Here is a 21,595-nt window from a genome sequence, read left to right on the forward strand (position 1 = left end):
GATCTCCCCCGAAAAGCCGAAACGGCCACCGCGACCCTAGCCGCGGTGGCCGCTCAAGGGCTAGCCCCGGATGCTCAGGCGCAGGCCCAGCGAGCGTTCATTGCCCGGCAGGCGTTCGCCCAGGGCAATGTCGGAGCCGGCATTGCGGTTATATCCGGCCAGATGGTCGCGCCAGGCCTGGTCGAGAATATTCTCGATCCCGGCTGACAGGCTGACACCCTCGCGGATATCCCAGCGGGCATAGGCATTGAGCAGGACCTGACCCGGCGTTGCCTCTTCACCATTGGACAGCGAGACCCGGTCCTGCTCGGCGGTCGCCAGCGTTTCCAGGGTCGCGCTCCAGACAGACGCGTCATAGCTGACCCCCACCCGCAGATTGGGCGGCGCGACGCGATAGAGATGGTCGTTGATATCGCGGCGCTCGCCGCGCACCACTGACAGGGTGCCATCCACCCGCCAGTGTGCATCGACCCGATAGCCGAAATCCGTATCCAGCCCGTAGAGCTCCGCCTCGACATTGCCGAAGCGCAGCGGGGTCGGGTCGCCATTCATGTTGGACACCATCTCCACCGGCGTATTGATCACGCCCGGCGTGGCATCAAAGGGCACACCCTGGATGTAGTTCTCGATCCGGCGGATGAAGAGAGTGGGGCGGGCATAGGCATTGGCGCTGGCCCAATCCAGACCGATCTCGCCGACCCAGGCGGTCTCGGCTTCCAGATCGATATCCCCGACATAGGTATTGCCATCAGCCAGCCCGCCACTGGCCGGTGTCGGCAGCCAGGCAAAGCGCTCCACATAGCCCGGCGCGCGGGTCTTGCGGGCCAGGTTCACGCGCAGCGTCGTGCTGTCATTGAGCGGACGCCACAAACGCGCCACCGCGTCCAGCGTGTCATCCTCCCAGTTCCGGTCCGACATGTTGAACGCCATGGCCAGCATGCCCGGCATGGCCGGAACCGCAGCGCCAGTCATGGCCAGTCCGGCCTCGGCGGTGTGGTGATCCACCCGCAGGCCCAGCTCGCCCTGCCAGCCGGACGGCAGCGCACCGGCCCATTCCACGAACCCGCCCGTCCGTTCCATTCCGATGTCCGGGAAGGAGGTCAGGAAGAAGGCGGAATTGGCCGGATTGGTGATGGTGACGCTGTGATCGGCGGCACGGTGATCCAGACCGAAGCGCAGTTCACCGCCCATCGCATCCGTCGCCAGAGCAGCCGCAAACGTCCGCGTCTCAGCCTGCGCATAGGTCTCGCGCCAGCGCATCATCGCCGGGGCTGGACGCAGATCGTAATTATTCATGGCATGGTCGACATCGTTCCAGCCGGCCCGCAGCTCCAGACGGACCGTGTCGAAATCGCCGCGATAACGGATCTGCGCCATGTCCGTGTCGAAATAGCGGATATCCATCGCGAAGGGCGGATTGCCGGTCGGTCCGGTTTCGCTGCGGCGGAGGTCCAGCGCCAGTTCATGACGGCCCGACTGCCAGCCGCCGCCCAGTCCGATGACGCGGCGCTCATGCTCGGATCCGCCAATCGTCCCATAGGGTGTTTCGCGGTCGCTGCCGGCCTCCTGCGAACCCAGAAGGTGAAAGCGCCAGCTCTCATTGGCCAGGCTGACAAGCCCGCCCGCGGCATAGCTCTCATCCGCCGTGTGACCGGCCAGGGTGAGGTCATAGCCCAGGGTGAAATCGTCACCCTCGCCAAAGCGCGAGGATTTCAGCACAGCATCCAGACCGCCTGCCAGACCGGGACCGGCGCTGACCGGGCTGATGCCGCGGTCCACCTCGATCCGCTCGATCAGTGGCACGGGCGCATAGTGCAGGGGCGGGTCCATCAGGTTCGGGCCACCCGAGGCAAAGCTCTGCCCATTGATGCGGATATTCAGGCGGGAGCCGAACAGGCCGCGATACTGGACCTGGCCGGACAGGACGCCATTTCCCAGGCTGGCGGCGCCCGGCAGGCGGGCGATCAGCGCGGTCGTGTCGGCACCGGCGATGACAGGTTCGCTCTCCGGTGAGACGGATCGGGTCTGCGTCAGCGCCGCGCGTTGGCCGGTCACGGTGATGACATCGGTCAGTGGTGTGGCTTGGGCCAGAACGGCCGGGGAGGCCGACAGGGACAGTGCGGCCAGGCTGACCGGCAGGAGAATTTTGGACATGGAAATACGCTCCGAAGCCCGCAGCGCTCGGGCTGCGGGTCATTGATTCACAAACAGGTTTGGGAAATCAGAGCGTGGCGGGTGGAGCGCGGGCCGGCGGCAGCCGATCCTGCGGTGTAGCGGCGGCGCGCGTGACGACAAGCGGGGCAGGCGCGTCCGATTGCGACAGGGTGGGGACCCAGGTCGCGATTTCGACCAGCGGCGCATCGGCCGCGGCCATGGCAGCGGTACAGGGCGGTCGCGGATCATCCTGATCCGTCGTGCCGTGGGCGGTGTCGCTGACCTCACCGGTTTCCAGATTGACCCAGCGGGTGGCACTGCCCTGACCGGTACAGAAAACGACGGAGAGCGATCCGTCCGTGCCGCGATCGAGCATATAGCCCTGCGGAATGGCCGAATGCACACTGGCCGCAATCAGGGCCAGGGCGAGCAGGCACTGGGCAAACAACCCGCGCGCATATCTCAGATTCGACAGCATCATCACGGCATTAGCATCGCGCCTGTGCACAAGCCATGCGGCATATCACCCTTGCACTGGGCAAGCTGCCGGGCCGGGGCTAGCCTGCGCTCATGCCCCATCGCGCGGTCCATACCCATTTGCTCGACGCTGCCGAACCGCTCTTTCCGGAACTGCACACGGCGCTGACGCGCCTGGGGCCGCTGGAATTTCCGCGGCGGGCTGACAAGGCGTTTCCGGAATATCTCTGCCGCGCCATCGCCGGCCAGCAGATCTCCGTGAAAGCCGCCCGCAGCATCTGGTCCCGCGTGGAGGAGAGTGCCGGCGGCGCATCGCTGCTGGACCATTTCCATGAGGGCAATACGGACTGCCTGCGCGGTTGCGGCCTCTCCGGCGCCAAGACGAAGACCATCATTACCATTGCTGACACGCATCGCTCGATCGGGCTGGATACCGACGAGCTGCGCGCCCTCAGCGTGCCCGAGCGCACCGCCCGCCTGACCGCGATCTGGGGTGTCGGCCAGTGGACGGCAGACATGATGAACATGTTCTATTTCGGTGAGCCCGACATCTGGCCCGATGGCGATGTCGCCGCCCGCAAGACGCTGGAACGCCTCACTTCCAAGCGCCGCAAGACGGTCCGCACGGCGCAGATGTTCAAACCCTACCGCTCCTGGCTCGCCCTCTACATGTGGGCCCATGTCGACGCGCCGCCGGACGGGGAAGCGGTGTAAGTCCCCGCCGCAAATTGCCCTATACGTCACTTCATCGACGGCTCGACATCGCATACCGCCCCCTCTAACGTCCCGGTGAACACGGTTTGCCCGCACGACGCCACCAGAAGCACATGCAGGGCTGGTCACGCCACAAAGGGGAAGAACATGGCCGAACCCGATATCCTGAAAGGCAAGCTGCGCCTGCCGGTCTTTGGCTCGCCGCTTTTCATCATTTCCAATCCGGATCTCGTCCTGGCCCAGTGCAAGGCCGGCATTGTCGGTTCTTTCCCGGCGCTGAATGCGCGTCCGGTCAGCCAGCTGGACGAATGGCTCGACCAGATCACGTCCGAGCTGGAGAGCTATAACCGCGCCAATCCGGATGCGCCGGCCGCGCCCTTCGCCGTGAACCAGATCGTGCACCGCTCCAACCAGCGGCTCGAAGAGGACATGGCCCTGTGCGAGAAGTACAAGGTGCCGGTCGTCATCACCTCGCTGGGGGCCCGCGAGGATGTGAACCAGGCCGTGAAGGGCTGGGGCGGCATCTCCCTGCACGATGTGATCAACCAAAAATTTGCCCACAAGGCGATCGAGAAGGGCGCGACCGGCCTGATCTGTGTCGCCGCCGGGGCCGGCGGTCATGCCGGGGCGCTCTCGCCCTTCGGCTTCATCGCCGAGACGCGGTCCTGGTTTGACGGCCCGATCCTGTGTTCCGGCTCGATCTCGACCGGTGGTGGCGTGCTGGCGGCCCAGGCCATGGGTGCCGATTATGCCTATATCGGCTCTGCCTTCATCGCGACCGAAGAGGCGCGCGCTGAAGAGGCCTACAAGGCCGCCATCGTGGAGAGCTCGGCCGAGGACATTGTCTATTCCAACCTCTTCACCGGTGTGCACGGCAATTACCTGAAGAAGTCGATCATCGATGCCGGTCTCGACCCGGACAATCTGCCCGAGAGCGATCCGTCCAAGATGGATTTCGGCTCCGGCGGCGGTTCCAAGGCCAAGGCCTGGAAGGACATCTGGGGTTCCGGTCAGGGTATCGGTTCGGTCAAGGCCGTGCGTCCGGCTGCCGAGTATATCGCCCAGCTCGGCGCCGAATACGAAGCCGCCAAGGCGCGTCTCTGCAGCTAGGCGCAGAGCCTGCCAGACAGCAAAAAGGCCGGTCCCCGAGGGGCCGGCCTTTTTTCTTGCTCAATGCGCCGGGTTCAGGCGCGTTGGGCCTGGCTCGTTCGAGTGATCGCATAGGGCGCGATTTCGCCCGGCGCTCGGAACATCACGTCCGGATCCTGCGCGTCCAGCACCGCCTCGGTGGCAAAGCCCCAATTGACGGCCCCCGCCACACAATGCGTTTCGCGCGCCGCCTCGATATCGCGCACTTCGTCGCCGATACTCAGCGTACGGTCCGCGGTCGTGCCTGCCTTCTTCATTACCTTGCGGAAGATGGAGGCCTTGCCGAACAGGGCCGCACCACAGGCGAAAATCTCGAAATGCCGGCACAGGTCCTCACCCAGCACAGCGCGGACGGCGGTCTCGCCATTCGAGGACACCACGGCCAGCGTGATCCCCGCGGCTGACAGGTCCTCGATCATCGCGCGAATACCGTCAAACAGATGGATCTTGTCGACATTTTCCGCGGCGCGCGCCCGCACGTCGGCGGCCAGGAAGGGGACTTTCCAGGCCGGAATGCTCAGCTCGTTCATGATCTGTTTGGGAGTCAGCCCGCGCAGCTCTTCCGCGCGTTCGCTGTCGATCGGCGGCAGTCCATGCTTGTCCACCAGGTCCGCCAATTCCGTACGGAACCAGGTCAGACTGTCGGCCAGCGTGCCGTCAAAATCGAAAATAACCAGATCGTAGCGTGCCAAACTCAACCGTCCCGCCTCTTGCCTTGCTCGCGCTCAGCCGCTTGGCGGCCTCCCATCGGCCTTGTCTGACCGATTCTTGTGACAAGTAGACGTCGTAACGCATTCACTCGGATACGAAAACGGGCGGAGGTCAAAAAACGCTCCGCCCGCTGACAATTTCCGCGATCCGCGAAATATCAGATCGAGGTCAGCCAGTCCGGCTTCACATAGGGAAGCTTGAGGTCGTCAGCGACCGGCTTGTAGCAGATCTCGCCCTCGGCCGTATTCAGGCCGCGTGCCAGGTGCGGATTGTCGTTGAGGGCGGCTTTCGGACCCTTGTTCGCAATCTCCAGACCCAGCGGCAGGGTGGCATTGTTCAAGGCCAGCGTGGAGGTGCGGGCATAGGCACCCGGCATGTTGGCGACGCAATAATGCACGACATTGTCGATGATATAGGTCGGGTCATCATGCGTGGTGGCCTTGGAGGTCTCGAAGCATCCACCTTGGTCGATCGCGATGTCGACCAGCACGGCGCCGTCCTTCATCTCTTTCAGCATGTCGCGCGTGACCAGTTTCGGGGCTGCAGCACCCGGGATCAGCACGGCACCGATGACCACATCGGCTTCCGTCACGGCCTGTTCCAGCGCAGCCTGCGTGGAATAGGCGGTCTTTACGGAACCGGAGAATTGCTCGTCCAGCTCGGCCAGGCGCTTGTTGGAGCGGTCGAACACGGTGACATCGGCGCGGGCACCGATCGCCATTTCCGCGGCATGCGTACCGGCGACACCGCCACCGATGATCACGACCTTGGCCGGCAGAACGCCCGGCACACCGCCCAGCATCAGGCCGCGGCCACCCTGAGCCTTCATCAGGCAGTGGGCCGCCACCGAGACCGACATGCGGCCGGCGACCTGGCTCATCGGCGTGAGCAGGGGCAGGCGGCCATCATTATCCGTCACCGTCTCATAGGCGATGGACAGGCAGCCCGCCTTGCGCAGGCCTTCCGCCTGCACCGCATCGGCGGCCAGGTGGAGATAGGTATAGAGCGTGTGGTGCGGCTTCAGCATCGCCGTTTCGGACGGCTGCGGCTCTTTCACCTTCACGATCAGCTCGCCGTTTTCAAACACGGCGGCGGCGTTCGGAAGAATGGTGGCGCCAGCGGCTTCATACATTTCGTCGGAGAAGCCGATCCCGTCACCGGCGGTCGACTGGACGAAAACCTCATGGCCGTGACGGATGAATTCGGCCACGGAATTCGGCGTCAGGCCGACGCGATATTCCCGGACCTTGATTTCCTTGGGGACCCCGATACGCATGATTGTTTCTCATTTGGCTTGGTCGCGGGAGGAAAATGCGGAATTCTTCGATCCGGGCTTCCGTACGCGAACGAAATTGACAACCGGCACCGTTTGGTGTGAATTATCGTGCACCATTCGATGTTGATGGCGATGTATATACGAGGTTTTGCGGCAAATCCAGAATGATCTGCTGCCAAATGCGAATTCTTGGGGAGAGTGTGTCTTGCGTCTTGATAGTGTCGATATCTCCATCCTGACGGAGCTTCAGGAGCGTGGACGGCTGACGAATGCGGAACTGGCGGAACGCGTCGGCCTGTCGGCCTCGGCCTGCCATCGCCGTGTGAAGGCGCTGGAACAGGCGGGCGTGATCGACCGCTATGTCGCCATTCTATCCGAAAAAGCCCTCGGCCGCGGCATCACTGTTTATGTCCAGGTGACGCTGGACAATCAGAAGCGCGAGACCCTGCTGGCTTTCGAAGACGCCGTGGAAGGCGTGCCCGAAGTCATGGAATGCTATCTGATGAGCGGCGAGGCGGATTACCTCGTCCGCGTCCTTGTCCGCGACGCCAATGATTATGAGCGCGTCCACCGGGAAGTCCTGTCCGGCCTGCCCGGCGTCGCCCGGCTCCACTCTTCTTTCTCCATCCGCCGCGTCTTCTCCCGCACCGCCATGCCGGTGCCGGACACGGTGGATGTGCCGGAAGAGGTGTGAGGCTTGCCATTGCTTCAGGGGCAGACTAACTCCGCGCCATGACTGATGATCGCTATGACAATCTCGGCCAGCTCGGCGCTTCCACGCCGCTGCCCGACAATCCCGAGACCGCCGAGCTGGAGCGGGTCGCGAACCCGTGTGATGCGCCTTACATGACGCGCTTCGTTTGCCCGGAATTCACCTCGCTCTGCCCGGTGACCGGCGCGCCGGATTTTGCCCATCTGGTCATCGACTATGTGCCGGACCAGTGGATCGTGGAGAGCAAATCGCTCAAGCTCTATCTGGGCAGTTTCCGCAATCATGGCGCCTTCCACGAGGCCTGCACGACCGGCATCGGTCAGCGGCTCGTGAAAGAGCTGAATCCGGTCTGGCTGCGCATCGGCGGCTATTGGTATCCGCGCGGCGGCATCCCGATCGACGTCTTCTTCGCCACCGGCGAGCCGCCCAAGGGTGTCTGGATTCCCGATCAGGACGTGCCGGGCTATCGCGGTCGCGGCTAGGCGGCTCACCCAAACAAAACGGGCGCGCCCGGAAAAGGGCACGCCCGCAATAAGGTGTCTGCCCGGCGAGTGGGTCGGGCAGATGGGGTTTATGATCTCTAGAAGTCGAACTGCAGACGCATCTGCACGGTGTCGCTCGTCTCGGTGAAGCCGGGCGCGTCCAGTTCGGCGGTGACATAGTTCGCCGTCATGCGGACATGATTGAGCGGGTACCAGTTCACGCCCAGCGTGGAGGCGCGGTACTCACCCAGATTGGCATCACCCATATCCGTCACATCATGGCGCGCGGCGATCTCCCAGGCGCCAGGCCCTCCATCGCGCAGCGAGCGGGAGGGACGCGTGCGATCGAACACGGCCTTGGATCCGGAATAGGTGCGGGTTTCGCCGGTGATGAACCAGCCGGCCTGGACATAGGCGCTGTTGAAGGCCGGATCGCCGGCCGGACCGTCGATTTCCAGCCGCATGAATTCTGCCTGGGCATGGAAGGGCCCTCGCACGGCTGCGGCTTCCAGGCCGAAGAACTCAGACTGCTCCGCCTCACCGAGGGCTGAGCCCGGACGATAATCGGCGGCGCGGAAACGGTTGGACAAATGCGCTTGCGGATAGGCGCGGATGCGCGTGCCCTGGTCATGGTCCAGCTGGCGCCAGGATGCGCCGGCATGCAGGCGGGTGCCATTGATCTCGTCCGACCAGGCGAAGCGGGCGGCCAGGGCATGGCTACCATCGCGTTCGGCAAAGCGGAAATTATCATCCATCGGTGCCCCGAAAATGCCGGCCGCGGCGTACAGATTATGCCCCGACCAGAACCAGGCCAGGCCGATGCGGCGGTCCAGGCCGAACAGATCGGTCGCAAGACCGCGTTCCATGAAGCTCGTATGGCGCGACGAGGTCTGCTCATCCAGCGAGTTCATCGTCTTGAAATGACCGAAACGGATCGTGCCGACCGGCGCGCTGTACTGGATGAAAACATCATTCGGCTTCGTATCCGAACTGGAGAAGTCGAATTCGGCGACGAATTTGAAATCGCCATATTCGCCCTGCAGGCCCAGACGGGCGGTGCGGAACTCGTCACGGTCGCCCTGGGCGCCGCCCAACGGGCTGGACCAGTCCACCTCTGCCAGATCGTAATACACCCGGCCGCGGAGTTTGATCGAGGCTTCGCCGTCTTCACTCTGCCAGGACGGAACACGCTGATAGTCGGCGAGGCGGTCCCAGCCGCTGTCCTGTGCAAAGGCGGCGGGGGTTAGGCTGAGGCACAGGGCGGCAGCCAGCATGCTGGTTGGGGTCTTCATGGATTTGTCCTGTCTTTTTTATGCGGCGCGGATCTGGTCGAGGAAGCTGGCGAGGGCCGATTTGAGGCGGTCGGCATCACCTGACACGCCGCGCGCGGCCTGTAGCACGCTGCCGGCCCCTTCATCAGTCTCGCGAACATTGCCGGAGAGGGCGGCAATGCTCTCGGTGACCTGGCTCGTACCGGCCGCGGCCTGGGAGACGCTGTTGGCGATTTCCTGGGCGGCAGCATCCTGTTGCTCGATCGCCGAGGCGATCGCGGTGGTGCTTTCGGAGACCTTGTCGATCATGCCGGTCATCGAGGAGATGGCCGTCACGGCGCGGTCGCCGGATTGCTGGATCGCGTCGATCTGGTCGGCAATGTCATGCGTGGCGCGGGCGGTCTGGTCCGCCAGCGCCTTCACTTCCGAGGCCACGACGGCAAAGCCCTTGCCGGCATCGCCGGCACGGGAGGCTTCGATGGTCGCATTGAGGGCCAGAAGATTGGTCTGTTCGGCAATCGACTGGATCAGTGTCACGACGGTACCGATCTTGGTCACCGCTTCGGACAGGCCGGACATGGTTTCGCGGGTCACGCCCGCTTCCTGCACGGCGTCGCCGGTCAGGCTCTGGGATTCGTTCACCTGTCGCGTGATCTCGCGGATCGAGCTGGTCAGCTCCTCGGCCGCCGAGGCGACGGCCTGGGTATTGGCCGATGTCTCTTCCGCCGCACTGGCCACGATGGCCGAGCGCTCATCCGATCGCTGGGCGGTGGAGCGAAGCTGGTCGGCGACGGCGATCATGTTCATGGCGGCCGTGGCGACATCCTCGGCGATCGAACCGACAGACGCGTCAAACTCGTCCGCCATCTCAGCCATCATCCGGCGCTTTTCTTCAGCAGCCCGGGCTTCCTTGTCCGCTTGTTCGGCGCGCAGGCGTTCCACCTCGATCAGGCTCTGCTGGAAGAAGACGACGGAGGCGGCCATCTGGCCGATCTCGCCACCCTGGTCCGTTGCCGGGATGGTCTGGCCGGTGTCGCCGCCCGCCAGCACGCCCATGGAGCGGGTCAGGGCATTGATCGGTTGGGCGATGGAACGGCTGACCAGCCAGCACAGCAGGCCGGCAATTACGGCGATGGCCCCCACAATGCCCATGGTCAGGACGCGGATTTGCTCTCGCTCGGTATCAAGGGCAGCGTTCGCCGCGCGGCCTTCTTCGCGGGCCCGGTTCATGATCGTGTCAAAATCCGGTTCCATGCGGGCGAAGATGGCGCTCAGCTCGGAGACGATTTCCTGCTTGCCGAGTTCGCCTTCGGCCCAGGCGTGGAAGTCGCGGGCATAATCGCTCATCAGGGCGGTGATTTCGGCCTGGTCGGCCGCCGGATAGTCACGCTGGGCCAGCAGATCGGCGAATTCCGCCTGGCGCTGGTCGAAACTGTCCAGATAGCGGGGGCTGCCGCGCAGCATGAAATCCTTCTCGTGCCGGCGCATCATCAGCATCAGAACGGTCAGTTCGGCATCCTGGAAAGCTTCCAGGCGTTCTTCGACATTGTGGACGGCCGAGCGAAGTTCCCCCTGCAGGCCGGCATCATGGCTCAGGCCCAGCCGGGTCTGTTCTTCCACCACGCGGGCGAAAGTCTGCTCATGCAGCGGCAATTCGTCGATCAGGTGCTGGATCGCGGCGTCGATGTCGGCCGGCGCATCCAGGGCGCTGATCTCGTCCAGATAGGCGGAGACTTGCTGCGCGTCCGCCTGGTAGGCGTCGAAATAGCGGGTTTCCTGGCGCAGCAGGAAATCCTTCTCGCGACGGCGCATCTGAAGGGCGCCGATCTCGACTTCCAGAGCGAGCCGTTCGATCTGGACGAAATTCTGCTGGCGCTCGAGCGCTGCGCTCGTGGCCCGGTCGGAATACCAGAGCGTCGCGGCCAGCGAGACCAGGGTGAAGCCGATCAGCCCGCCGAGAATACCGACGCGCCAGATGACGGGAAGTGTTTTGAGCCCTCGCATAGTCTCTCCTTCGCCCGGCCTGCTGCCGGGAAGGGGGCAGGGCGGGTCCTGGTTGATCTTGAGCGAGGGCTGATGGCGTTTCTGCCCAACAATTTGTAGTTATATGACATGCGTAAGTGTTTATATTTCAGAAGGTATTTGATCCGGATTAAGTTTCGGGAAACCTCGAAATGTCAAATTTGCAAACCTTGTTCGCGAAGTCGCGGTGTTTTTGCAAGGATCTGAAATATTGAGCAAATTTCGGGCGCCGAATAGGTCTATACATATTGCCTGAAAAGCTGGTCCAGCGGGCTTTTTCACGCTTGAAATGAGACCGAATCTTAACGGCGGAACCGGCTGCAAAGCGGCAGGAATTCATCAGATATGAGTGTGCGGCGGACGTGATTTTTGACGAACGCCGTTCGTCTGCTTCGGTCTGTACGGCTGATTCCATACCGCCGACCGTCCAGGCCGTGAGGTGGTCGGCCTGGACGGCGTGCCGGGTTGGCCTGGATGCGGCTAGAAGCTGCCCGATAGGCGGATATAGGCGATCCGCCCACGGGTTGCGTGGCTTTCCTCGCGCCCCGTCACCGCGCCTGTCCCCCGGCCCGGATCATGGAAGACGCGCGTCCTGTCTCCCCCTGTGTTCAGGGCTGTCAGCACGCCGAAGCGCATAAGGATGCCCCGCCAGCGCGTGGTTTCCAGATAGGCGTCCAGATCGCCGTTTTTGGCATCGTTCAATTGCTGTTCTGTCGCCCGAAAGACATGGATGTCCGACCGCCCGCGATAGGTCCAGCCCCATGCCATGGAATGAGCCGGGAAGGCTTGACGGAAATTGGCTGTCAGCCGGTGCACGGGTACTGCCGACCAGACCCGCTCCTCACCGGTAAGCGGGTCGGTGACCTGCGTATCCTGATACACATAGGATAGGTCGAGCTGCGCGTTGTGCAGGCCCACCGGGGCCAGTGGGCTGGAGATGTCGAGCGCAACGCGCAGACGCGTGCCGTCTCCAATATTGCCCGGCGCGTCATAGATGCCGTTGGCGGTGATGACCGGGATCCAGTCGTCGAGATCCTCCATCCAACTGTGCGCGACGGCCAGGCGCAGAAGGGCATCATTCGCCCAGCGGCGTTCGTACTCGGCGGTGAGAGACCAGCTGCGCTGCGGCGTGTAGTCCGGATTTCCGACGACCGAGATATTGTCGGCTTCGTTGACCGAACTTGCGAACTTGCCGAAGTCGAGCTGATCGACGTCCCGCACGGCCTGCAGCCGGATTCTCGAGCTCCCGCTTATGTCGACATCAAGAGTGATGCTGGGTTTGAGAAAGGAAAAACTTCGCGTCTCCGCGACGTCGCCGGACAGTTCCAGGTCGGAGCTTTCCCAACGCAATCCACTGGTCATGTTGATCCGGTCGGACAATGTCCAGAGATGGCGCATGAACAGCTCAGTCCGGGATTCCTCGATCTGTGTTGCTGCTACCGGCAAGGCAATCGGAACCGCGCTCTGGCCGTTGTCCAGCTGGGTGACGAGTCGGCTGTCGCCGGTATTGAAGGCGGCCTCCGCGCCTAGCTCGAAGCTGTGGCGTGCCGACCGGTTCCAGGTCATCTCCTGGCGGACGGCCAGTTCCTGCAGATTGTCCTGGAAACTGACAATGCTGGCACCGGCGAATCCGGTTTCGGTGAAACGCTCGAACCGGGTCGGCCCTTCGTGCGTTTCGTCACGGCTGGCCAGAGCGACGGTCCGCAATCCGATGCTGTCCCCGAAGGGGCGCTCGAACGTTCCGGACAGGCGGTAGCCGGTACCATGGTCTTCCGACTGGAAGGCGGAAAAGCTGTTCTGCCCATCTGCTGCGGCTGTCGAGGTGCGGAAGAAATTACGATGCAGGCTCCAGACTTGGGCCTCGCCATCAAGGCGCAGGGACGCGCCATTCTCGAAGTCCAGATTCACGGACGCCGTCGGTGCAATTGCGCGATCAAAGCGCTGATCGCTTTCCCGGCTTGTTGAAAGCGCGACACCGTCCGGTGCCCAAAGCGATCGCACACGGGTCACCCGCGGCGACCAGAAAGAGAAGGAAACACCTGCAGACACCGATCCCGATTCCAGAGGCCATGTTGCGGACAGGGATCCAGCGGGCATGGAACGTCCGCCGTCGAACTGGCGCCAGGTCGCCGAATAGGCACCGGACAGTCCAGTATCCGGACGCAGGATCACATTCACGAGCAGGCTGTGGCCTTGGGCGTCGAACTGGGCCTGCCCGGCGGGAAGCAATTCGATCCGCTCGACGCGCCCGGCCGGGATCCGGGCGAGAAGCGTGGTGAGGGCGACGGATTTGTTGGTGGGCCGGTCACCGTCGATCAGGAGATTTCCGAAACTGTCCCCGAGGCCGCGACGTTCCGTATCGCCCTCCGACAGGGTAAAGCCCGGGAGTTGTTCAACCATGTCGAGCGCCGTGACCGGAGAGAAGGGCGCGAAGAAGTCGAACTCGAAGACCTGAGCCTGGTCCGGTGCCGCCGCAATGGCTGTGTCTGCCGCCAGCATCGGGCCCTGACCGAAGGTCGCAGTGGAAACCAGCATCGAACTGACCAGAGCGGTCGAAAGATGGAATGTCGTCATGGGAAGCCTCGCATGTGTCGATTTGCGAGGCAGGCTAGGGCGACCGATCGCGAGAAGTGTCCCGCGTCTCCGGGTAAAATGTAACGATGTAAGGCGGCAGCGCTATTTGCGACAAACCGTTACAATTTTCTCCGCCGCCAGGCGAGACAGGGTGCCCCGGACCGGCCTAGGCTTCCTTCCGGTCGATCAAATTTGCAGAGCAAGATGACAGCCCCACAAGCCCACATCCTCATCGTGGACGACGATCCGGACATTCGAAAACTTTTGGCCGAGTACCTCAAGCGGAACGGTTATCGTGTGAGCACGGCCAGGGATGGACGCGAAATGCAGGGTGCGTTGGGCATTGCGGTGCCGGATCTGATCGTCCTTGACGTCATGATGCCGGGACCTGACGGTTTCCAGTTGGTCCGCGATTTGCGCCGGGATGCGACGACGCCGGTCATCCTGCTGACGGCGGCCAACGATGAAACCGACCGGATTATCGGGCTGGAGCTGGGCGCTGATGATTACGTCGCCAAACCATTCAATCCCCGCGAATTGCTGGCGCGCATAAAGACCGTCCTGCGCCGTGTCGAAATGCTGCCGCCCAAGGCGTGTCCGCCGTCGGGCCGGGTTCGTTTCGCAGACTGGCGGTTCGATCTGGGGCGCCGCGAACTGGTCGATCGGGATGAGACGATCGTGCGCTTGAGCAGCGGTGAGCATGGTCTGCTCGTTGCTTTCGTCACGCATGCTGGGCTTGTTCTCAGCCGGGAGCAGTTACTGGACGTGACGCGGGGACGCGAGGCGCAATTGTTCGACCGAAGCATCGACAATCAGGTCAGCCGGTTGCGGCGCAAGATCGAACGCGACCCCGCCGATCCGCGCATCATTCTGACCCATCGGGGTGGTGGTTATGAATTCGCTGCGGAGCTGGATTGGCTGTGAACCGGGTGCTGAGGATGATGACGCCGAAAACGATTGCAGGTCAGATCGCGACGCTTTTTTGTGCCGCCTTGCTGGTCCTCATGGCGCTTCTGACCGGCATGGAGCTGGCGCGGCATGAGACGCTGGAAGAGAGCGTGCTCAGCGAGCGGACGGTCAGCCGTTTGACCAGTCTTGCGCCATTGGTTGGAAGCATTCCGGAAGGGCGCCTGAATGCCCTGATCGAGCTCACCTCGACGTGCCATGCAGGCTATACCGTCACGGCGGAACCCTATCCGAGCGAGCGTCCGGACGAGAGAATGGCGGCGCTTCGCAGCGGGCTCGCGCTGACGGCCGGCTGGGCACCGGACAGGCTTCGCGTTGCGAGCGCCATGCTGAACAGGGAAGACTTCGCCTATTCACGCTGCTCCGCGAGCGAAATCGATCTGCCGCTCGAGGGCGTCGTTGTCAGTGCCCAGCTTGATGATGGCAGATGGCTCAATCTGGAAGTCCACCCGCACGAATGGCATTACCGGGAATTGCTCGACTGGTTGCTACGGGCGGGCGGATTATTCCTTGTCACCGGAGCGTTGACGCTTCTGCTTCTGCGCCGTTTGAGCCGACCGCTCAATCAGTTGACCGGAGCGGCGCGCCGCTTCGGGCGGGGTCTCAAGGCCGAACCGGTTGAGCCGGACGGGCCTGGAGACGTCCGGCAGGCGATCGAAGCCTTCAATGCCATGCAGGCAGATGTCTCTGGCGCGGTTCAGCGCCGGACCTTGGCACTTGCCGCGATCAGCCATGACTTGCGCACGCCGCTGACTGCCTTGCGGCTGCGTGCCGAAATGGTGGCCGAAGATACAGTGCGCGAAGGGCTCATCACGGGCATCGGCCGTATCGACCGCGTTGTCGCTTCGGCTCTGGATTTCCTTCGTGGCGAGGCCGATGACACACCGGCCCGTCGTTTCGACCTCTCCGCTCTGGTTGAGAGCGAAAGCGAGGACTTCATGGCCGCAGGAGAGGCCGTGACGGTGGATGCGGAGCCGGGCCTGCGGCTTTTTGGGCAGGCTGATCTGATGGCGAGAGCTGTCCGCAATCTGATCGACAATGCCGTCAAATACGGGCGTTGCGCGCACGTCGAATTGCGTGCCGAGGCGAGGGAGGCGGTGCTGACGATCCATGATGACGGGCCGGGTATTGAAGCCGACGAACAACGCCGTCTTGTGGAGCCCTTCCAGCGCGCATCATCGGCGCGCGATGGTGCGGCCGGCGGGCTCGGCCTGGGCCTGGCAGTGGTTGACGCGGCTGTACGCGCGCATCACGGCACGCTGACATTCGGGACGGCAGTCTCCGGAGGGATGCAGGTCGTTATCCGCCTGCCCGTGTCGTCCTAGGCTTGCCAGTGGCTCACCTGGGGACGAGGCCGGACGCGCTCGACCGGCTCATCGCTGGCGGATCCGACATAGAGATAGCCGGCGACGCGCTCGCCGGAACCTAGGCCGAGGGCTGATTTCACGTCGCGGTCGAAGGCGTACCATTCGGTCAGCCATTGGGCGCCATAGCCCATGGCCGAGGCAGCAATCAGCAGATTCTGGCAGGCGGCACCGGCGGACAGGATTTGTTCCCATTCCGGAATCTTGTGGTTCTCGGTGACGCTGGAGATCACGGCGATCACCAGCGGTGCCCGTTCGAACCGGCCGGCCTCGAAAGCGACTTGCTCATCCGTCGCTTCGGGATTCTTCGCCTTGAAGACCTTGCCCAGGACCTGGCCGAACTGGGTGCGGGCCTCTCCCTGGAAGACGACAAAACGCCAAGGGGCCAGCTTGCCATGGTCGGGAACGCGGCTCGCGATGCCGATGAGCTGTTCCACTTCCTCTTGTGACGGTCCCGGTTCGCTCATCGCCAGGGCGACGGTCGACCGCCGGCGGCTGAGCAGCTGAAGTGTGTCCTGATTGGCATGATGGGGTGCCAGGCGTTCGCCGGGGGCCGGAAAATCAAGCGTTTTCAGTTCATCATTCATGACAGCGCAGTCCTGGGAGTGTGTGGCAATTTTGACCAATTCAGTCCGTGATCGGTATACCTAGTCACGGGCAGGCTCAATAAAGAGCTGGGGAGCGAGTGATGAGTATGGCAGCAGAAACCAGTACCGATATCGATGATACACCGGCCGACCGCCGCCGGCGCAAGGTTCGTGAAGCCATCATCGATGCCGCAGAAACCATTTTTGCGACGGATGGGGAAGAGGGGATCTCCATGCGCCGCCTGGCTGAGGCGATCGATTATTCGCCGGCCGCCATCTACAAGTATTTCGCGTCCAAGGATGACCTCTTCGCCGCGATCCGGGAGATGTTCTTCGAGCGTCTCATGAAACGGATCAATGCGGCGATGGAAGAGGGCGGTGGGACGGCTCAGCTGTGCTCGCGCTGCATGCGCGCCTATATCGAAACCGGCATGGAAGAGCCCAATCACTACATGATGGCCTTTGCGCCGTCGGTAACCTCCAAGCCGCATCTGCACGAGGAAAAGGAAGTCGCCTTCGAGGCCGAGGCGGCTCTCGTCGAACTGATCCGGCAAGGTCAGGAAGAGGGGAATTTCCGTGATGGTGATCCGCGCGTCATGTCCAAGAGTGTGTGGGCCTGTCTGCACGGAATGACCCAGTTGATCGTCTGTCTGGACGACTTCCCCAATGGCATGCCCGGCTCGGAACATGTCACCCTGGAGGGCGTGATCGACTTCCATGCGGACATGATCATTCGCGGCCTCATGAATTAATGTATGAAGCGAATACAAAAATAATTTAACAGCGTTCACTTTTCAAACGTCGTTAAACGCCCTACATCTCGCCTCAACGCACAGGCGAGGGTGTAGACATGTCTCTTTACAAGCGTCCTTTGGGGGCCGGATCCATGGTGGCAGGTGCCGCCATCGGTATTGCGGTGCTCGTCTTCGGTGTTTCCAGCCTTCGGGCGGAAGCCAATTCCGCGCTGACCCCGCCGCCACCCATGCCCGTCGCCGTCATTGCCGCCGACTATGATGCCGGCCTGCATGTCGAGGACCTTTACCCCGGTATCGTTGCAGCCCGCCGTGAAACCGCGCTCGGTTTCGAGCGCGCCGGCCGCATTGACAGTCTTCTCGTGGATGTCGGTGACACGGTGAGTGCCGGTGACGTCCTTGCCCGTCTGGATACGCGCGCGCTCGACGCCCAGATCGCTGCGGCGGACGCCCAGACTGCCGAAGCCGCGGCCCAGACCGCGCTCGCTGAAGACACGCAGAACCGCCAGGCCCAATTGCTGGCGCGCGGCCATATCTCCCAGCAGCGCTATGACGAGGTCGCGACGTCCACCCGTGCGGCCCAGGCCCGCCAGAACGCGGCGGCCGCCGCTGCCGATGCCTTGCGGGTCCAGCGTGACCTCACCGTCCTCACCGCCCCCTTCGACGGGGTGATCACGGCCCGTCTCGCTGATGAGGGCGCGATCGCCCAGCCCGGCCAGCCCCTGCTGGATCTGGTGGAAGCCGGCTCGCTGGAAGTCCGTGTCGGTCTGCCGCGCGATGTTGCGAACCGGCTCGATACTGAAGCGGTACATGCTTTCATCACGGACCGCGGCCGCATCCAGGGCCAGTTCCGCTCCGCCACGGGTGTCGTGGACCGCCAGTCCCGCACCGTAACCGTCCTCTTTGACCTGTCCGAAACTTCCGGCGTGGCAGCGGGCGAGGTGATCCGTCTCTCCCTCGCCGCGCCGATGGAGCAGGCCGGTTTCTGGGTGCCGACCCAGGCGCTGGCCGAAGGCCGCCGCGGCCTGTGGTCCGTTTATGTCCTGGTCCGGCAGGATGGGGACCGCCATGTCTTGCAGGCCCGGCCTGTCGAAACCCTGCGTGTCGAAGCCGATCGAGCCTTTGTCCGCGGTGCCGTGGAATCGGGTGAGCTGATCCTCGCCAGTGGTCTGCAGCGCGTGACGCCCGGACAGTCCGTCGTTCCGTCCCAGACCGAGGCCCGGGCGCAATGAGCACGCTCTTCTATCGTTTTCCCCGTCTCACCCTGCTCAGCGTCATCCTGCTGATCGCGGCCGGGCTGGGTGCTTTCTTTTCGCTCGGCCGCCAGGAAGACCCGTCCCTGACCGAGCGTTTCGGTACCATCGTCACCGTCTTTCCCGGCGCATCCGCGGAACGGGTGGAAGCCCTCGTTACCGAACCGATCGAGGATGCCATCCACGGTCTCGCCGAGATCAATGAGACCAATTCCAATTCCCGCTCCGGCATTTCCGTCATCACGCTGCAAGTCCGCGAAGACCTGTCTCCGCCCGAGGTCGACCAGGCCTGGACGCTGATCCGCGAACGCGTCGCCAGCGTGCAATCGCGCCTCCCGTCCGAGGCGCTGCCCTCCCAGGTGGAGCGGCAATATATCGGTGCGGCCACCATGATCGTCGCGCTCAGCTGGGACGGGCAGGGCGAGGAAAACCCCGCCATCCTTTCCCGCTTGGCCGATGAGCTGGAAGCACGCCTGCAAAATCTCTCCGGCACCGAGCAGACCGAAGTCTTCGGCGGTGTGGAGGAAGAAGTGCGGGTCGAGGCGGATCCCGACGAGCTGGCCGCTCTGGGCCTGTCGATCACCGATCTCGCCCAGCTGACCGCTCGGGCTGATTCCAAGGCCCCGGCCGGGGAATTGCGCGCCGGTGCCGTTGACCTCTCCGTTGAGGTCGCCGGCGAGTTTGACAGTCTGGACCGCATTCGCGACATCCCGGTCGCCCAGGCCGCAGACGGCACTTTCATCCGCCTCGCAGACATCGCCACGATCGAAAAGTCGGCCCGAGACCCGGCGCGCTCCCTGGCTTTGGTCGATGGTCGCCGCTCGGTCCTGGTCGCCGCCTATCTCCAGCCGGAACTGCGCGTGGACCATTGGTCCGAGGCCGCCGACGCCGTCATTGCCGGTTTCGCCGAAAGCGTGCCGGGTGTCCGCGTCGATACGGTTTTCCGCCAGGGTGATTATGTCGATGATCGCCTGCACGGCCTGGCCAGTGATCTGGCCCTGGCCGCCCTGATCGTCTTTGTCGTTCTCTTCTTCATGATGGGCTGGCGCGCGGCCTTGATCGTCGGTTCGGCCCTGCCGCTTACCGTTCTGGCCGTCCTCATCCTGATCCGCATCTATGACGAACCCCTGCACCAGATGTCGGTGACCGGCCTGGTGGTCGCGCTTGGTCTCCTGATCGACAATGCCATCGTCGTGGTGGATGAATACCGCCTGCTGCGCCAGCGCGGGCTGGCGCCGGTCGAGGCCCTCGACAAGTCCGTCCGCCTGCTTTTCGCACCGCTGGTCGCGTCCACGCTGACGACTGTCTTCGCCTTCGCGCCCATCGCGCTCATGCCGGGCGCTTCGGGCGAATTCATCTCGATGATCGGGATCTCCGTGATCTTCGCGATCACCGCCTCCCTTGTCCTGGCCCTGACCGTGGTCAGCGCCTTCGCTGCCTGGTTCGATGATCCGGATTTGGCCCATGCGCCGCGGCGTTTCTGGCGCCACGGTCTGGGGGCCGGTCCCTTCGGTCCGGTCTATCGCCGTCTGCTCGACACGATCAGTGCGCGGCCCTGGATCGGCCTGGTCGCGGGCATCATTCTGCCGATCGCCGGTTTCATGGCGGCCTCCACCCTGCCGGTGCAATTTTTCCCGCCGACCGATCGCGACATGTTCCAGATGCAGCTGGAACTGCCGTCCACGGCCTCCATCGCCGAAACACGCCGCCAGACCGAGCGCGCCCGCGAATTGTTGATGTCCTATGAGGACGTCGAACAGGTCAGCTGGGTGATCGGCGAAAGCGCGCCGCGGACCTATTACAATGTTGTCGGCAATCGCTCTGATGCGCCGAACTTTGCGGCCGGCTTTGTCCGCACGGCCTCGGCCGAGGCGACCGCCCGCATCCTGCCCGACCTTCAGCGCCGGGTGATGCGCGAATTTCCCGATGCCCGTTTCCTGACCCTGCCCTTTGAGCAAGGACCGCCCATCCCGGCGCCGATCGAGCTCATCCTCGTCGGACCGGAGCTCAATGAGCTGGACCGTCTGGGCCATGAAATCCGCGGCATCCTGTCCACAACCCCCACGGTGACCCACACGCTCGCTCTCCTGGAACGAGGAGAACCGGTGGCACGCGTCATGGCGGACGAGGCTTCGGCCGAACTCGCCGGTGTCCGCCTCGCAGACCTCGCCAACCGTCTGCGCGGTGACTTTGACGGTGTGATCGGCGGCAGCGTTCTGGAAGGCACGGAAGAACTCCCCGTCCGGGTGATCGCCCAGGACAACCGGCGGGCGAGCCTGGCTTCCGTTGCCGGGTCCCCCTTGGCATCGCCGGGCGCTGACATACTGGCCTCACCGGTCGCAGCGCTCGGCGATGTCACCCTGGCTCCCCAGGTGGCCACCATCCCGCACGAGAACGGGATGCGGGTGAACACCATCTACGCCTATCTCGACCCCTTCACCCTGCCGGCGCCGGCATTGGAGCATTTCTTCCAGGCTCTGGACGATGCGCAGATCGACCTGCCGCCGGGCTATGAGCTCCAGATCGCGGGTGAAGCCGCCGAGCGCGGCAGTGCCATGGCCGATCTGTTCGGCACGGCACTTCCGCTCCTCGTCCTGATGATCGGATCCGTGGTTCTGGCCTTCAATGCCTTCCGCTATGCCGGCATCATTTTCGTGGTGGCTTTCCTGTCCGTCGGACTGGCCCTGTTCGGGGTCTGGCTGTTCGGCACGCCGATGGGTTTCAATGCCATTGTCGGGTCGATGGGGCTCGTCGGCCTGTCCATCAATGGATCCATTGTGGTGCTGTCAGCCCTGCGCCACAGTCCTGCTGCGAGCGCTTTGGAGTCCGGTTCTGTCACCCATGTGGTGATGGACGCCTCGCGCCATATCCTGTCGACAACCCTCACCACGATCGGCGGTTTCCTGCCGCTCCTGGTGTCCGGTGACAGCTTCTGGCTGCCCTTTGCATCTGCCATGGTCGGCGGTGTGGCGGGGTCCGCCATCCTCGCGCTTGTCTTCGCGCCGGCCGCTTTCGTCCTCCTGACCCGCCTGTCGCAGAAAAAGCGCAAGCTGGCGGACCGGCTGCGGCGCTCGGCGGAGAAGGCCCAGGGCTTGCCGGGGCTTGCCGAACAGGCCTAGAGCCATGTCATG

Annotated in this window: 17 protein-coding genes; 9 read left to right on the forward strand and 8 right to left on the reverse strand. The window is 63.6% G+C overall.

Going from position 1 to position 21,595, the window contains the following annotated elements; translation table 11 throughout:
• Positions 1-60: 60 nt before the first annotated feature.
• Both I0K07_RS06565 and I0K07_RS06570 read right to left on the reverse strand, forming a co-directional pair.
• The gene (locus I0K07_RS06565; protein ID WP_203292043.1) at positions 61-2,154 is read right to left on the reverse strand and encodes a TonB-dependent receptor; all 2,094 of its coding nucleotides are present in this window, start codon (positions 2,152-2,154) and stop codon (positions 61-63) included.
• A 67-nt stretch (positions 2,155-2,221) separates the two neighbouring features.
• Positions 2,222-2,635: a DUF2946 family protein gene (locus tag I0K07_RS06570; RefSeq protein ID WP_338041041.1), complete on the reverse strand. Its 414-nt coding sequence runs from the start codon at positions 2,633-2,635 to the stop codon at positions 2,222-2,224.
• An 89-nt stretch (positions 2,636-2,724) separates the two neighbouring features.
• Between I0K07_RS06570 and I0K07_RS06575 the strand changes: the two genes are divergently transcribed.
• Positions 2,725-3,345, forward strand: a complete 621-nt coding sequence (locus I0K07_RS06575) for a DNA-3-methyladenine glycosylase family protein (protein ID WP_203292045.1) — start codon at positions 2,725-2,727, stop codon at positions 3,343-3,345.
• Positions 3,346-3,492: 147 nt separating this feature from the next.
• The gene (locus I0K07_RS06580) at positions 3,493-4,455 is read left to right on the forward strand and encodes an NAD(P)H-dependent flavin oxidoreductase (RefSeq protein WP_203292046.1); all 963 of its coding nucleotides are present in this window, start codon (positions 3,493-3,495) and stop codon (positions 4,453-4,455) included.
• Positions 4,456-4,529: 74 nt separating this feature from the next.
• Here the strand turns inward: I0K07_RS06580 and I0K07_RS06585 are convergent, their stop codons facing one another.
• The gene (locus I0K07_RS06585; RefSeq protein ID WP_203292047.1) at positions 4,530-5,186 is read right to left on the reverse strand and encodes an HAD hydrolase-like protein; all 657 of its coding nucleotides are present in this window, start codon (positions 5,184-5,186) and stop codon (positions 4,530-4,532) included.
• A gap of 176 nt (positions 5,187-5,362) precedes the next feature.
• A complete protein-coding gene (ald, locus tag I0K07_RS06590) occupies positions 5,363-6,481 on the reverse strand; it encodes an alanine dehydrogenase (protein ID WP_203292048.1) in 1,119 nt (372 codons plus the stop codon).
• Between the two features lie 205 nt (positions 6,482-6,686).
• On the opposite strand from ald, the gene I0K07_RS06595 reads away from it, so the two are divergent.
• On the forward strand, positions 6,687-7,175 hold the full coding sequence (locus I0K07_RS06595; protein ID WP_203292049.1) for an Lrp/AsnC family transcriptional regulator: 489 nt from the start codon (positions 6,687-6,689) through the stop codon (positions 7,173-7,175).
• Between the two features lie 38 nt (positions 7,176-7,213).
• Positions 7,214-7,675, forward strand: a complete 462-nt coding sequence (gene queF / locus I0K07_RS06600) for a preQ(1) synthase (protein ID WP_203292050.1) — start codon at positions 7,214-7,216, stop codon at positions 7,673-7,675.
• A gap of 98 nt (positions 7,676-7,773) precedes the next feature.
• On the opposite strand, the gene I0K07_RS06605 is transcribed toward queF, so the two are convergent.
• From I0K07_RS06605 to I0K07_RS06615, 3 genes are all read right to left on the reverse strand, one after another.
• A complete protein-coding gene (locus I0K07_RS06605) occupies positions 7,774-8,967 on the reverse strand; it encodes an OprO/OprP family phosphate-selective porin (protein ID WP_203292051.1) in 1,194 nt (397 codons plus the stop codon).
• Between the two features lie 18 nt (positions 8,968-8,985).
• Positions 8,986-10,950, reverse strand: coding sequence for a methyl-accepting chemotaxis protein (locus tag I0K07_RS06610; RefSeq protein WP_203292052.1), 1,965 nt, complete (start codon positions 10,948-10,950; stop codon positions 8,986-8,988).
• A gap of 498 nt (positions 10,951-11,448) precedes the next feature.
• Positions 11,449-13,542: a TonB-dependent receptor plug domain-containing protein gene (locus I0K07_RS06615; protein ID WP_203292053.1), complete on the reverse strand. Its 2,094-nt coding sequence runs from the start codon at positions 13,540-13,542 to the stop codon at positions 11,449-11,451.
• 234 nt (positions 13,543-13,776) lie between these two features.
• On the opposite strand from I0K07_RS06615, the gene I0K07_RS06620 reads away from it, so the two are divergent.
• Entirely contained in the window at positions 13,777-14,466 is a 690-nt protein-coding gene (locus I0K07_RS06620; RefSeq protein WP_338041033.1) for a response regulator, read from the forward strand.
• A gap of 14 nt (positions 14,467-14,480) precedes the next feature.
• A complete protein-coding gene (locus tag I0K07_RS06625; protein WP_203292055.1) occupies positions 14,481-15,833 on the forward strand; it encodes an ATP-binding protein in 1,353 nt (450 codons plus the stop codon).
• Here the strand turns inward: I0K07_RS06625 and I0K07_RS06630 are convergent.
• Positions 15,830-16,459, reverse strand: coding sequence for a nitroreductase family protein (locus I0K07_RS06630; protein WP_203292056.1), 630 nt, complete (start codon positions 16,457-16,459; stop codon positions 15,830-15,832). The genes I0K07_RS06625 and I0K07_RS06630 overlap by 4 nt on opposite strands.
• Before the next feature lie 101 nt (positions 16,460-16,560).
• Between I0K07_RS06630 and I0K07_RS06635 the strand changes: the two genes are divergently transcribed.
• The 3 genes from I0K07_RS06635 to I0K07_RS06645 all read left to right on the forward strand — a co-directional run bounded on the left by I0K07_RS06635 (position 16,561) and on the right by I0K07_RS06645 (position 21,583).
• A complete protein-coding gene (locus I0K07_RS06635; RefSeq protein ID WP_203292057.1) occupies positions 16,561-17,211 on the forward strand; it encodes a TetR/AcrR family transcriptional regulator in 651 nt (216 codons plus the stop codon).
• 98 nt (positions 17,212-17,309) lie between these two features.
• A complete protein-coding gene (locus I0K07_RS06640; RefSeq protein ID WP_203292058.1) occupies positions 17,310-18,443 on the forward strand; it encodes an efflux RND transporter periplasmic adaptor subunit in 1,134 nt (377 codons plus the stop codon).
• A complete protein-coding gene (locus tag I0K07_RS06645; RefSeq protein WP_203292059.1) occupies positions 18,440-21,583 on the forward strand; it encodes an efflux RND transporter permease subunit in 3,144 nt (1,047 codons plus the stop codon). The genes I0K07_RS06640 and I0K07_RS06645 overlap by 4 nt, the downstream gene beginning before the upstream one ends.
• The last annotated feature ends 12 nt before the right edge of the window (positions 21,584-21,595 follow it).

This window comes from Maricaulis parjimensis (assembly GCF_016817355.1).
Classification (GTDB): domain Bacteria; phylum Pseudomonadota; class Alphaproteobacteria; order Caulobacterales; family Maricaulaceae; genus Maricaulis; species Maricaulis parjimensis.

Coding starts and splice junctions, on each gene's coding strand:
- I0K07_RS06565 (WP_203292043.1), bottom strand. CDS start 2,154: ATGTCCAAAATTCTCCTGCCGGTCAGCCTGGCCGCACTGTCCCTGTCG.
- I0K07_RS06570 (WP_338041041.1), bottom strand. CDS start 2,635: ATGATGCTGTCGAATCTGAGATATGCGCGCGGGTTGTTTGCCCAGTGC.
- I0K07_RS06575 (WP_203292045.1), top strand. CDS start 2,725: ATGCCCCATCGCGCGGTCCATACCCATTTGCTCGACGCTGCCGAACCG.
- I0K07_RS06580 (WP_203292046.1), top strand. CDS start 3,493: ATGGCCGAACCCGATATCCTGAAAGGCAAGCTGCGCCTGCCGGTCTTT.
- ald (WP_203292048.1), bottom strand. CDS start 6,481: ATGCGTATCGGGGTCCCCAAGGAAATCAAGGTCCGGGAATATCGCGTC.
- queF (WP_203292050.1), top strand. CDS start 7,214: ATGACTGATGATCGCTATGACAATCTCGGCCAGCTCGGCGCTTCCACG.
- I0K07_RS06605 (WP_203292051.1), bottom strand. CDS start 8,967: ATGAAGACCCCAACCAGCATGCTGGCTGCCGCCCTGTGCCTCAGCCTA.
- I0K07_RS06610 (WP_203292052.1), bottom strand. CDS start 10,950: ATGCGAGGGCTCAAAACACTTCCCGTCATCTGGCGCGTCGGTATTCTC.
- I0K07_RS06615 (WP_203292053.1), bottom strand. CDS start 13,542: ATGACGACATTCCATCTTTCGACCGCTCTGGTCAGTTCGATGCTGGTT.
- I0K07_RS06625 (WP_203292055.1), top strand. CDS start 14,481: ATGATGACGCCGAAAACGATTGCAGGTCAGATCGCGACGCTTTTTTGT.
- I0K07_RS06630 (WP_203292056.1), bottom strand. CDS start 16,459: ATGAATGATGAACTGAAAACGCTTGATTTTCCGGCCCCCGGCGAACGC.
- I0K07_RS06635 (WP_203292057.1), top strand. CDS start 16,561: ATGAGTATGGCAGCAGAAACCAGTACCGATATCGATGATACACCGGCC.
- I0K07_RS06640 (WP_203292058.1), top strand. CDS start 17,310: ATGTCTCTTTACAAGCGTCCTTTGGGGGCCGGATCCATGGTGGCAGGT.
- I0K07_RS06645 (WP_203292059.1), top strand. CDS start 18,440: ATGAGCACGCTCTTCTATCGTTTTCCCCGTCTCACCCTGCTCAGCGTC.